Origin of the sequence: Polaromonas sp. CF318 (assembly GCF_000282655.1) — a bacterium.
Classification (GTDB): Bacteria; Pseudomonadota; Gammaproteobacteria; order Burkholderiales; family Burkholderiaceae_C; genus Polaromonas.
Genome location: NZ_AKIV01000094.1, coordinates 1 through 10514, shown reverse-complemented (window position 1 = coordinate 10514; position 10514 = coordinate 1). Strand labels below are relative to the sequence as shown.

At 64.9% G+C, this 10514-nt stretch carries 15 protein-coding genes; 2 read left to right on the top strand and 13 right to left on the bottom strand.

Annotated features, from left to right (window positions below; all coding sequences use genetic code 11):
* Positions 1 to 45: 45 nt before the first annotated feature.
* The 10 genes from PMI15_RS17430 to PMI15_RS17385 all read right to left on the bottom strand — a co-directional run bounded on the left by PMI15_RS17430 (position 46) and on the right by PMI15_RS17385 (position 6868).
* Positions 46 to 900, bottom strand: a complete 855-nt coding sequence (locus PMI15_RS17430) for an enoyl-CoA hydratase-related protein (protein WP_007871975.1) — start codon at positions 898 to 900, stop codon at positions 46 to 48.
* 14 nt (positions 901 to 914) lie between these two features.
* Entirely contained in the window at positions 915 to 1250 is a 336-nt protein-coding gene (locus tag PMI15_RS17425) for a hypothetical protein (RefSeq protein WP_007871971.1), read from the bottom strand.
* Positions 1251 to 1359: 109 nt separating this feature from the next.
* Entirely contained in the window at positions 1360 to 2040 is a 681-nt protein-coding gene (locus PMI15_RS17420) for a plastocyanin (RefSeq protein WP_238541147.1), read from the bottom strand.
* A gap of 15 nt (positions 2041 to 2055) precedes the next feature.
* Positions 2056 to 2433 carry a DUF6632 domain-containing protein gene (locus PMI15_RS17415; RefSeq protein WP_007871966.1) on the bottom strand — a complete coding sequence of 126 codons (378 nt, stop codon included), beginning with the start codon at positions 2431 to 2433 and terminating at the stop codon, positions 2056 to 2058.
* A gap of 83 nt (positions 2434 to 2516) precedes the next feature.
* The gene (locus PMI15_RS17410) at positions 2517 to 2987 is read right to left on the bottom strand and encodes a tetratricopeptide repeat protein (RefSeq protein WP_007871961.1); all 471 of its coding nucleotides are present in this window, start codon (positions 2985 to 2987) and stop codon (positions 2517 to 2519) included.
* 136 nt (positions 2988 to 3123) lie between these two features.
* On the bottom strand, positions 3124 to 3963 hold the full coding sequence (locus PMI15_RS17405; RefSeq protein WP_007871960.1) for a PhzF family phenazine biosynthesis protein: 840 nt from the start codon (positions 3961 to 3963) through the stop codon (positions 3124 to 3126).
* Between the two features lie 72 nt (positions 3964 to 4035).
* Complete coding sequence (locus tag PMI15_RS17400) at positions 4036 to 4710, bottom strand: phytanoyl-CoA dioxygenase family protein (protein ID WP_007871957.1); 675 nt, start codon at positions 4708 to 4710, stop codon at positions 4036 to 4038.
* Positions 4711 to 4726: 16 nt separating this feature from the next.
* Positions 4727 to 5491 carry an alpha/beta hydrolase gene (locus tag PMI15_RS17395; protein ID WP_007871955.1) on the bottom strand — a complete coding sequence of 255 codons (765 nt, stop codon included), beginning with the start codon at positions 5489 to 5491 and terminating at the stop codon, positions 4727 to 4729.
* Positions 5492 to 5516: 25 nt separating this feature from the next.
* A complete protein-coding gene (locus PMI15_RS17390) occupies positions 5517 to 6260 on the bottom strand; it encodes an anti-sigma factor domain-containing protein (protein WP_007871953.1) in 744 nt (247 codons plus the stop codon).
* Positions 6257 to 6868, bottom strand: coding sequence for an RNA polymerase sigma factor (locus PMI15_RS17385; protein ID WP_007871952.1), 612 nt, complete (start codon positions 6866 to 6868; stop codon positions 6257 to 6259). Before PMI15_RS17385 ends, PMI15_RS17390 begins: the two co-directional genes overlap by 4 nt.
* A gap of 235 nt (positions 6869 to 7103) precedes the next feature.
* Between PMI15_RS17385 and PMI15_RS17380 the strand changes: the two genes are divergently transcribed.
* The gene (locus tag PMI15_RS17380) at positions 7104 to 7685 is read left to right on the top strand and encodes a DUF3455 domain-containing protein (protein WP_007871950.1); all 582 of its coding nucleotides are present in this window, start codon (positions 7104 to 7106) and stop codon (positions 7683 to 7685) included.
* Between the two features lie 12 nt (positions 7686 to 7697).
* Entirely contained in the window at positions 7698 to 8291 is a 594-nt protein-coding gene (locus tag PMI15_RS17375; RefSeq protein WP_007871947.1) for a hypothetical protein, read from the top strand.
* Positions 8292 to 8301: 10 nt separating this feature from the next.
* On the opposite strand, the gene PMI15_RS17370 is transcribed toward PMI15_RS17375, so the two are convergent.
* Genes PMI15_RS17370 through PMI15_RS17360 form a run of 3 tightly spaced genes read right to left on the bottom strand, consistent with a single transcriptional unit; the run spans position 8302 to position 10378 of the window.
* Complete coding sequence (locus PMI15_RS17370) at positions 8302 to 8970, bottom strand: hypothetical protein (protein ID WP_007871945.1); 669 nt, start codon at positions 8968 to 8970, stop codon at positions 8302 to 8304.
* On the bottom strand, positions 8967 to 9431 hold the full coding sequence (locus PMI15_RS17365; RefSeq protein WP_007871943.1) for a group 1 truncated hemoglobin: 465 nt from the start codon (positions 9429 to 9431) through the stop codon (positions 8967 to 8969). Before PMI15_RS17365 ends, PMI15_RS17370 begins: the two co-directional genes overlap by 4 nt.
* 32 nt (positions 9432 to 9463) lie before the next feature.
* Positions 9464 to 10378 carry a DUF3034 family protein gene (locus tag PMI15_RS17360; RefSeq protein ID WP_007871941.1) on the bottom strand — a complete coding sequence of 305 codons (915 nt, stop codon included), beginning with the start codon at positions 10376 to 10378 and terminating at the stop codon, positions 9464 to 9466.
* Positions 10379 to 10514: the final 136 nt, after the last annotated feature.

Genomic DNA, 10514 nt, shown 5'->3' with positions numbered 1-10514 from the left:
TGCGGATGAATCTTTTATCCTTGGATTACGCTCCATCGCCAAGAGTTACTGCCCGAACTCGCTGAAGTTCTTCAGCGGCGTCAGCCCCGGGAACTGCCCGGCGCGCTTTTCCTTCATGGCCGTCACGGACTCGCGCACATGGGCGTTGCTCCAGATTGCGCCCTGCAGCCAGCCCATCTGTTTGAGCGCATCGTCCACCGAGTGGTCGCGCGCGTAATGCACGGCCTGCTTGGTGCCCCAGACGGCCACCGGCGGCTTGGCGGCGATTTCGTTCGCGCACTGCATGGCCGCCACCAGCATGGCGTCGCTGGACTCAAACACCTCGTTGACCAGTCCGTAGCCCAACGCCCTGGCGGCCGGCAGGCGGCGCCCGGTGTAGGCCAGCTCCTTGACGACGGCCAGCGGCAGCAGCTTGGGCAGGCGCTGCAGGGTGCCCACGTCGGCCACCATGCCGATGTTGATTTCCTGGATGCAGAAAAACGCGTCGGCCGTGGCGTAGCGCAGGCAGCAGGCCGTCACCATGTCGACCGCGCCGCCTATGCAGCCGCCCTGGATGGCCGCGATCACCGGAATGCGCAGGGTCTCGAGCTTGCTGAAGGTGGTTTGCATGCCGGCAAGCAGGTCGAAGATGGCTGCCCGGCCTTCGGGGCTGCTGTCGTCCAGGGCGATCTCGCTGCCAAAGGTCTCCAGCGCCATGCCCGCGCTGAAGTGTTTGCCGGTGCTGGAGATCACCAGCACGCGCGCTTCGCCGCTTTGGTGGATATGCGTGAGCGCCGCGTCCAGCTCGCGCCAGAACAGCGGGTGCATGGTGTTCATCGCCTCGGGGCGATTGAGCACCAGGTGGGCGATGTGGCCAGTGGTGCTGAGGGTGAAGCAGGTCAGGGTAGGTGGGGTGTTCATGCCCCCACTCTAGTTCAGGCTACGAGTTCCAGCCAGTCACACCTGAGACGCCGCGCAAGGTGCGCCCGCGCCCTGGCATACACATACAGCCGCGGCGCCAGGATGCCCAGCACGCACAGCGGGTAAGCCCAGGCGGCTTCAAAGGCATAGGCCGGCAGCCAGCCCGTCCAGCCCATGAGCCAGGCGGTGAGCACGGCTTCCCAGATCTGGCATTCGAGGGGGTGCGCCCCCCGCTGCGCCTCGCGCCAGTCCTTGACACGCTGCAACTGGGCCAGCGTGATGTGGTGCCAGTAGGGCGCGCCGGCGGCCTTGGGATTGGGCGGGGTGGACGGGTCGCGAAGCTCGGACATAAAGCCTCCTTGCGGAAGCTTCAATGTAAGTTTCGTGAAAGCTTCTGTCAACGCCTGAAGTTGCCCTCAAAACGTGAAACAAGCGCCAAAACGTCAGATCACCAGGGGTTCAGATCCGGCGGCGGCGCGGCACCACGCTGAGCTGCAAGGTGAGCTTGCCCGGCGAGGCGGTCACGGTGTGGGCTTGCGGCGCGATGTCTATCAGCTGGTCGGCATGCCAGACCTTGATCTGCGCCGCGCCTTCGGGCAATTGTTCAATCTGCGCCACGCCTTCGGCATTCGTCAGCACGGCCCAGGGTGAATCGCTCACGTACACATGGCCGCGCATGGAGCCATGGATGTGGCAGCCCAGCAGCACGGCGCCGGCCTTGCTGAAGGTCGCGTCGGCCGTTTTGGCCGGCTTGCCTTCGGGCTTGCCGTCCAGGCGCAGCTCAAAGCCTTCGCCCGCGGCGCTGTTAAATTGCGCCGCACCGGCGGCCGAGGCGCGCACATGGTGTTCCCAGGGGTCGTTGTTGACGAACTGGGCCTTGGCGCCCACGCCCACCACGCTGACGGCCGGCACAAAGCGCATTTTTTCCTGGTAAATCGTCACCTGGTCGGGCAGGGGCTTGGGCGGCGCGCCGGTTTTGGCCGAGGGCAGGACAACGACGACCGCATCGGGCGCCGGCTTGCCTTCCTTGTCGAGCACCAGCACGGAGAGGCTGGCGGCGCCGGCCCCCGCGGAAAAGCCCAGGCCGGCCAGCAGCAAGAGGGTGGATGCCAGCATCCGCGATGAAGACGTGTGTGTCATGGAATTTCTTTCGTTTCAGGCCTGGCGAGGTGTCAAGATGGCCAGCACCGCCGCCACCACAAACAGCGCCAGCACATCGCCCCAGAGGTGGCCCATGGTGTGCTGGCCGCTGAAAGACTGCACCGCCATGATCCCGCCGTGCACGATGCTGGACCAGACAGTAAACCAGATCAGGCTCAGGTGCGCCAGCGGGTTGCGCGACGCCAGCAGCAGGAAGACGCCCAGCGTCGCGTAGAGGCCGAGGATCATCTCCAGGTAGTAGGAACGCCCCTCGGCATGCCAGGACCAGCCCGAAGGCCAGACCATGGTGAGCGGCCACAGCGCGAAGATAAAGGTCAGCCCCATCAGCATCAGTGCGATGCGCAGGTATTTGAGGCGGTTGGCATCCGTCATGGTTTTTCTCTTTCGAATCAGCGAAGGCCGCGCATGTCAAACCCCCGGCGGCACGGCGGCGCCGGGAGGGTTTTGGGCGCTTCTTATTTGGCGGCCGGCTTGTACTCGGCCACGGCCTTGGCCAGGTCGCGGGTTTCTTCGCAGTTGGCGCAGATGGCCTGCAGCTTGGCCAGCTGGGCGTCAGCTTGCGCCTTCTGGTTGGTCTTGAGGTAGGCGATGCCCGAGTATTCGAGCGCGCCCTTGTGATTGGGATCCAGCGCCAGCGCCTTGCCGTAGGCGGCAAAGGCCTCGTCGTACTTGCCCAGCCAGCGGTTGGAATAGCCGAGGTAGTTGTAGGCGTCGGCGTTCTTCGGGTTCTTGGCCACGACCTTGTTAAAGCTGCTCACGGCTTCGGACCAGTTCTTGGCGTCTATGGCCTTCTTGCCGGCCGCGAAGTCGTCGATCTGCGCGTTCTGCACCGGCGTGGTCTGGATGTCCGCTGCCATGGCGGCACCGGCCAGGGCCAGGGCGACGACGGGCAGGGCGATGAAGTTGCGGATGGAAAAAGCGTTCATGTCGGGCTCCTTGAATGTTGCTTGGGTTGGATGCGCTGTAAATCAGCACCTTATACAAACGACGTGAAAGGGAAAACGGATGCAGAGAGCTGGTATTTATTTGTAAATGCGGCGAGAGTGCTGAAAAATCCTGGGGCTAAGCCAGCTCGTGCATGATGCGCGCCGTCCCGGACACCTTGATCGAGGCCCCAGGGGTGGGCGGGATTTCGGCGTGCAGGCGGGAGCGCATCCCCATGTCTTCACCCTGCACGATGTCGATGGCACCGCCATGCGGCCAATCCAGGTCACGCAGGTAACCGGCAAAAGCGGCGGTGGCCGCGCCTGTCGCCGGGTCTTCGTACACGCCGCCGGAGGCAAAAGGGTTGCGCGTATGAAAAAGCCGGGGCGTTTGCGCGTAGGCCAGGAGGATGGTTACCAGACCCGCTTTGTTCATCAGTTCGCGGCCCTTGGCCAGGTCGTACTGCATGGCCGCCAGTTTTTCGCGGCTGTTCAGAACCAGCACCAGGTGGTCCGCGCCACCATGGGCCAAGGCCGGGGCGATGCGCGGGTCCAGGTCGGCCTGCCCGTAGCCGAACAGCTCCAGGGTGGCCCGCACCAGCGCTTCTGGCGCAGCCTGGCTGCGCGTGGGCGGTGATTGCAGGGCGGCGGCAATCGTGTCTCCGTTGCGCCGGCCTTCAACGGTGATGTCGGCCTTGTTCAGGCTCAGGGCAAACACGCCATCGCCATGTTGAAGGGCCAGCGCCGCGCCCAGGGCAATCGTCGCGTGACCGCAAAAGGGCACTTCGGATTCCGGCGAAAAATAGCGCGCCCGCCAGCCGGCGCCTGCCGGGACGGCAAAAACCGTTTCCGAAAAACCCACTTCCGCGGCAATCCGCTGCATTTCGCCGTCGCTGGGAAATTTGCTGGTGACCATCACGCCGGCAGGGTTGCCGCCTGTGCTTCCGTCAGAAAACGCCGCAATCTTCAAGACATTCATTTTTTTCTTTCCCTTTCCCTTTTTCATTTGAGATTTGAGAGATGGAGGTTGCGCCCTCCATTGACCGCCGGTTCAAACCGCCTGTTGCCACTGAAGGCCGAGGGGTAGTATGCGCGGACCGAATAAAAAGTGCAGCACCCTTCGGCGGCTGCTTCCGCTGGATTTAGAGGATGCGTGGAGCAGCAGCGGCCGCATGGCCATCACGCCTCCGCGCCCCAGGGTGCAAATGACTTCAGTCTGTGAATGCCGGGCTTTGGCTGCGGCTTGCTCGTCCATCCGGCCCTGCAGGTGAGAGCTGGGAACGACCCGTAGCGGGCCGTCTTCGATGCCGCAGGCATCGATGTGCAAACGCAGCGCTACCAGCTGGCGCAGCAACTCCACAGGCGGCTGCACATGGAGGGCGCCTTCCTTCTCTGACCAGCCGCTCAAGCCGGGGTGTTCCACGCGGGCCGCCACCGGGATGCTGAGGTCCTGGTGCACCGGCACAAGCCAGTTGCGCGACGCCGATTTCTCGAAGTAGGTGCACTGCACGGCGGCGAAATCCCCCGGCAGCAAGGGCGCCAGCGAGGGGTGCCGGCGCAGCCCTGCCGCCAGCGCCTGGCACCAGGGCTGGGACAGCAGGCCGCGCGTTCCCGCCGAGTCCGGAGCGACAGCCGCAAGCCGGGAAGCGAGCGACTCGCATTCGGCCTCGCCCAATACCTTGGGGAAAAGCGCAAAGCCCTGGGTCGTGAATGTGCTGGCGTCCATGTCGGCCAAGGCAGGGTCACAGTATCGACTGGAACAAGGGCAGGTACTGCGGGTGCTGCGAAACCGTGTTGTGCGAGGTTCCGGGCAGCACTTTGAGCGCGGCCGTTCCCTTCTTGAACTGCACATACAGCTTTTCGGTGCTGGCGGCGGGAATGACTTCATCGTGCTCGGCCGCAATCAGCAGCGTGGGCGCCGTGACCTGGGCTGCGTACTTCCAGGACTCGAACTTGTCGACCAGCAGCCAGGAGATGGGGAAGTAAGGAAAGCGTTGTGCGGCCAGCTCCTGGATGCTGTTGTAAGGCGTCACCAGGACCAGGCGCGCCACCGGCCGCTGGCTCGCAACCCACACAGCCACACCGGAACCCAGGCTCCGCCCAATCACGGTGACCTCCGCATGGGTTTTGCCGACATGGTCGAACAGGGCCAGGGCATCGCTTTGCAGTGCCGCCTCCGTGGGGCTTCCACTGCTGCCACCGTAGCCGCGGTAATGAAGCAGGTAAATCGCATGGCCCGGAAAGGCCTGGGCGAAAGACGGCAGGTTGGCCGAAACGTCTTCGGCATTGCCGCCGAAGTAAACAATGGCCTTGGGCCCGGCGGTTTGCCGCGCGGTGAGCACCAGCTCCGCATCCTTGACCAGGAGCCGCTGCGTCGTGGCCGGGCCGCCCCAGGATTTGGGCTGGGGAAAATAAATCAATGAACGCTGCCAGGCAAACAGCGCCGCGCACAGGGCCAGGTAGGCCAGCAGCAGGACCGCCACAAAAATCGTCACTGCGCGCGCCATGGGTGGGGGTGCGTGCCGAGGGGGCTCACCACAGCTTGGCGCAATTGCCGCTGAAGACCACGGTCTCGCCGGGCTTGCTGGGGTTGGCGTCGGTCTCCAGCGTCACCACCAGCTTGCCGACCTTGGACAGCAGTTTTTCCGAGGTGTCCGGCAGCATGGACACCGCCGAGCCGCTGGTCGGCACCGTGCCCAGCGAGAAGGCCGGGCCGTTGGCCGGCACGGCCCACAGCACCAGCTTGCCGGTGGCGGGCGGCGTGATGGGCCCTATGACCTTGACCGTCATGGTCTTGCCGTGGCGCAGCGAGCTGACCAGCAGCTTGCCGTTGCCCTGGGCGTCGGTCAGCAGGCCCACATAACTTTGCGGCAGCTTCTCGCCCGAACGCATGGCAAGCTGGTCGCTGGACATGAACAAGGTGGGCATGGCCATAAAGAATACGCTGGCTGCAACCACACCGGCCGCAAGGCCGCCAAAACCAAACCCGGCGGGTTTGAGCCAGCCCAGCCAGGAAGTTTTGCCCTGCGGCGCCCGCCGCGCACCCGCGGGCTGCGTGCGCGCCGCGATTGCGGCCCACACCCGGGGTGAAGGCTTGTGCGCCGGCACCGACAGGGCCAGCTGGCCCAGGCGCGCCTCCCACTGCGTGACGCGCACACGCACGTCGACGCGGTCGCGCTGCAGGCGTTCAAAGCGGCGGCGCGCGCCGCCGGCCAGCGTGCCCAGCACATAGGCCGATGCCAGGTGTTCCAGCAATTCGGGGTTGGTATATCTCATGACGCCACCACCCCCTGCGCGGCCAGGCAGCCCTTGAGTTTTTCCAGGCCGCGGCGTATCCAGGCTTTCACCGAGCCCAGCGGCGCGCCCATTTGCGCGGCCACCTCGGTGTGCGACAGGCCCTGGTAATAGGCCAGCGCCAGGCTTTGCCGGTGGCTGCCTTCCAGCGCGTTCATGCAGCCTTCTATTTGCAGGGCTTCGGTGGCCTGCTCCAGCAGCTGCATGGCGCTGGGAGCGGGCGCGGCGCTGCTTTCGACGGCTTCCTCGTCCAGCTCGCCCGATTCGGGCAACTCGCTTTCCTTGCGGCGCGCGCGTGCCCGGAAGGCGTCCAGCGCCTTGTTGCGGACGATGGCGATCAGCCACGTCATGGGTTGAATGGGTTGGCCGTCCACCTCGCTTCGGTAGCCGGCCGCGCTTTTCCAGATGCTCACATACGCCTCTTGCAGCACATCCTCGGCCGCCTGTCCTTGTCCCAATATACGAACGGCGACGCCAAACAGATGCGTGTGGGTGCGCTCATAGATATCGGCAAAACAGGCGTGGTCGCCTTGCGCCGCCCCGGCGATCAGGGCTTGCAGGCTGCGGGTGTCCTTGTCGGCCAATTTCATGCGGCTGAGTATAGGGAGTTCCGCCTGGGCGGCAAAAGCCGGCCGGCATGGACATTTTTTTCGGAAAAACGCATCCGATTGGTGCCGGCCGGCGTTTGTCCCCGGTAGGCCGGACACCGCGCCGGCCGACACCCCTTCAGCCCGTGGGGTTGTTGGGGCATTTTTACCCGTCATTTTTCTTTTCTTTAACCCGGAGACCTGTCAATATGGGCAGGACTCCTTCCAGGAGATCGCCATGACATCGATTGCAACTGCCGTCGCCCAACCCAGGCTCCATGCGGGCCTTGTGGCCGCCGCCCTGTGCGCGGGCCTCTTGAGCGCCTGCGCGAGCGGCCCGGCCGCACAGGCTTATGCCGGCAAGCCGGCGCCCGCCGCGCTCAAGCCGGCCGACAACGAGCAGGCGGCCTTCACCTGGCATGCGGTGGGCTCGCAAATCTACGAATGCCGTGCCAGCGACAAGGGTGGCTGGGCCTGGGTGTTTGTCGCGCCCGAGGCGGACCTGTTCAACCAGAAAGACGAAAAAGTCGGCACGCACGGCGCCGGCCCGCACTGGACCGCGCTGGACGGCAGCAAGACCGTGGGCACGGTGAAAGCCAGGGCCGACGGTGAACGTTCCTCCGACATTCCGCTGCTCCTGCTGACCGCCAAATCCACCGGCACGCCCGGCAAGATGGCTGCCGTCACCAGCGTACAGCGCCTGAACACCGAGGGCGGCAACGCGCCGGCCAGGGGCTGCGCCACGCAGGCCGACGCCGGCAAACGCGTCAAGGAAGGCTATACCGCCGACTACGTGTTTTTTGCGGCCAAAAACACCTGAAGCGAGTGCAGCATGTCCGTGCTCAAGAACCTCTTTAGCGCCAGCAAAAGTCCCAAGCCCGGTGCCACCGGGCCTGAGACAGGCCCGGTCAAGATGAACCTTGACGAGCGCATGGAGTTCAGGCGCGAGATGCTGTACGAGGCCATCCGGGTGACCATGCAGGCCCACGGGATCCTGTCGGCCAGCTACAAATTCCGCGTGGTGCGCAACGACAAGCGGGGCCACCAGTACCTGGTGCTGGTGGACCTTTCCACTGACTTTCTGGACAACCGGGAAGGCGCGCCCGCCCGGCTGGCCGAGGTGGGTGCGGCCATCGCCAAAAATGCCGTCGCGCGCTACAACCTGCTGGTCAGCGGCGTGTACTGGCAAGTCAATGAACAGATCCAGGGCTTCTCGGCCAGCCGGCCCGCCGTGCTCCGCACGGGACAGGACGCGGGTGATTCGCGGCCGCCGGTGCGACGCCATGAGCGCGCCACGGCGGAGGAACTCGCCGCCTTTGAGGCCGCCTGGGAGAAGGGCCGGGCCATGCAAATTGGCGACCGCGTTTATTCGTCCGACCTGGCGCCGCTGGAGCCGGATTCTCACAAGGACGACAGCCAGCGTTAAGGGCAGGCTCTCAGGGCCTGCGCCGCCGCGGCACCACCGTGAGCTGCATGACGTTTTTGGCTTGCACCGTGCCCACCGTCACCTGCTGCGGCGCGATGTCTATCAGCTGGTCGGCCTGCCAGACCTTTACCTGGGCCGCACCTTCGGGCAGTTCCTCGAAGGTGGCGATGCCTTCCGCGCTGGTCTTGCCGGCCCAGGGCGATTCGCTGGCATAGATGTAGCCGCGCATGGAGCCGTGGATAAAACAGCCCAGCAGGGTCGCGCCCAGCGCACCAGCCTTGTCCAGCGTGACTTCGCCGGACTTGGCGGGCTTGCCTTCGGTTTTTCCTTCCAGGCGCAGCTCGAAGCCGGCATTCGCCGCGTTGAACTGGCCCATGCCCGCGGGCGAGCTGCGCACATGGTGGTCCCAGGGATCGTTGTTGACGAATTGCAGCTTCGCGCCCACGGGCAGCACCGTCACCGCCGGGATGAACTGCATTTTTTCCTGGCTGATGGTGGCTTGCGGCGGCAGCGGGTTTTTCGGTTTGGCATTTTTGTTGGCCGGCGTCACCACCACCACCGCGTCCTGCACCGGCTTGCCCTCCTTGTCGAGCACCGACACCACCAGGGTGCCGGCCTGCGCCGCGGCACTCAGCATCAGCAGTGCGGCAAGGCCGATGTTTTGCAGGGGCCTGCTCATGGCCTGGTCCCGCTTTCCGCCGGCGTGATGATGTCGCGGTTCATGGGCGCCAGCAGCGCCAGCATCTCGTTTTGTTTGCGAAACGGAATGCCTTTGGCATCCATGCTTTGCTGCAGCACCTCGACCAGCGCGTGGAAGTCGGATTTTTTGATGTCCAGGTTGGCGTGCGCGCTTTTCATGTCCGCGCCCTTGTAGACGCAGGGGCCGCCGCTCAGCGCGCAAAGCTGCTCGACCAGTTGCTCCTTCACGCGCTGCTGGTTGGCCGGCTGGAAGTGCGGGCCGGTACGCGGGTCGGCCAGCAGGCGCACCATGAAGTCGTCCATCAGCGCGACCAGGCCGGGCTTTTCACCGAAGGCTTTGTAGAGCTGGTCGCTGTGCGGGGCGGGTGTTTGCGCCAGCGAGGCGCCGGATGACAGCAGGCTGCCGGCCGCAAGCGCCAGGCAGATCAACAGTTTGTTCATGACGTGTCCTTAATGGAATGATGGAGAGAGACTTAGAAAGCCACCTGGGCCGAGAGGTAATAACCGGTTTGCTTGCGGCTGCCGGTGGTGGCGGGAACGATCACGCCCAGGTCCACATAGGCCAGCGTCAGCGAGAGGTTTTTGCTGGGCGCCCAGGCGATGAAGATGTCCTTCCAGTCCTCCGAGCGCAAGCCGTTGCCCAGGCCCGCGGCGCGGCCCGCGCCTTCGAGCTTGTTGCGCATGAAGCGGTACTCGGCGCCCACGGCGACGTTCTTGCTGAGCAGGTAAGCGACGGAAAACTCCGGCTGCAAGGTGTAGCGGTTTTCATTGCCGCCCAAGGTCGCGCCATAGCCCAGCAAGCCGTTCTGGTTGGCCTTGGTCGCGCGCAGCGTGCCGTTGACCAGCAGGCTCTGGCCCAGGAAGAGTTTGGTGGCGCTCACATACACATCCACGCCCGAGCGTTTGGCGCCCAGCGCGGCCAAGGTGCCGTCCAGCCCGGTGGAGCCCAGCTTCTTGTACTGCACGCCCACCGCCACCTGCGGCACCAGCGTGTCGCTGTCGAGCACGGCATCGCCCAGCACACGCCACTTGGCGCCCACCATGGTTTGTTTCAGGTGCAGCCCGGGCAGGCCCAGGGCCACCCCGGTATCCCGCGTGTTGAAGTCCTGCCGCGCGATGGACAGCTCATAGCGGTCATGGATGCCGACCGCCGCGCCGTAGATGTTCAGGCCGTAGTCACGCGTGCCGACGTGGGTCAGGTAGGCGGAGCCACCCGTCTCCCCCGCCGTGGCATTGCTGCCGATGACAGCCCAGGGCGTCAACCCGCCGCCGGCCGCGCCTTCTATGCTGCTGACGCCGCCGGTCAGGAGGAGTTTTCCGGTGTCGGCGTGGGCAGCCGTGCCCAGCAAGAGGCTGGCGAGCAGGGGGAGGGGTAGGGTTTTTTGCATGGTGTGGGGAGGGGTTGGGTGGGTTTGTTGTGTTGGATACGGTTGAGGATGTGGATTGGATTCAGGTTTTTTTCTCTATTTTTCTTACGGGTGGGTTTTGCTTGGTGTTGCTGGCCGGGGGTTGCCCGGGGAACTC

Coding starts and splice junctions, on each gene's coding strand:
- PMI15_RS17370 (WP_007871945.1), bottom strand. CDS start 8,970: ATGAGCAGGCCCCTGCAAAACATCGGCCTTGCCGCACTGCTGATGCTG.
- PMI15_RS17420 (WP_238541147.1), bottom strand. CDS start 2,040: ATGACACACACGTCTTCATCGCGGATGCTGGCATCCACCCTCTTGCTG.
- PMI15_RS17405 (WP_007871960.1), bottom strand. CDS start 3,963: ATGAATGTCTTGAAGATTGCGGCGTTTTCTGACGGAAGCACAGGCGGC.
- PMI15_RS17380 (WP_007871950.1), top strand. CDS start 7,104: ATGACATCGATTGCAACTGCCGTCGCCCAACCCAGGCTCCATGCGGGC.
- PMI15_RS17385 (WP_007871952.1), bottom strand. CDS start 6,868: ATGAAATTGGCCGACAAGGACACCCGCAGCCTGCAAGCCCTGATCGCC.
- PMI15_RS17415 (WP_007871966.1), bottom strand. CDS start 2,433: ATGACGGATGCCAACCGCCTCAAATACCTGCGCATCGCACTGATGCTG.
- PMI15_RS17410 (WP_007871961.1), bottom strand. CDS start 2,987: ATGAACGCTTTTTCCATCCGCAACTTCATCGCCCTGCCCGTCGTCGCC.
- PMI15_RS17360 (WP_007871941.1), bottom strand. CDS start 10,378: ATGCAAAAAACCCTACCCCTCCCCCTGCTCGCCAGCCTCTTGCTGGGC.
- PMI15_RS17395 (WP_007871955.1), bottom strand. CDS start 5,491: ATGGCGCGCGCAGTGACGATTTTTGTGGCGGTCCTGCTGCTGGCCTAC.
- PMI15_RS17430 (WP_007871975.1), bottom strand. CDS start 900: ATGAACACCCCACCTACCCTGACCTGCTTCACCCTCAGCACCACTGGC.
- PMI15_RS17400 (WP_007871957.1), bottom strand. CDS start 4,710: ATGGACGCCAGCACATTCACGACCCAGGGCTTTGCGCTTTTCCCCAAG.
- PMI15_RS17390 (WP_007871953.1), bottom strand. CDS start 6,260: ATGAGATATACCAACCCCGAATTGCTGGAACACCTGGCATCGGCCTAT.
- PMI15_RS17375 (WP_007871947.1), top strand. CDS start 7,698: ATGTCCGTGCTCAAGAACCTCTTTAGCGCCAGCAAAAGTCCCAAGCCC.
- PMI15_RS17425 (WP_007871971.1), bottom strand. CDS start 1,250: ATGTCCGAGCTTCGCGACCCGTCCACCCCGCCCAATCCCAAGGCCGCC.
- PMI15_RS17365 (WP_007871943.1), bottom strand. CDS start 9,431: ATGAACAAACTGTTGATCTGCCTGGCGCTTGCGGCCGGCAGCCTGCTG.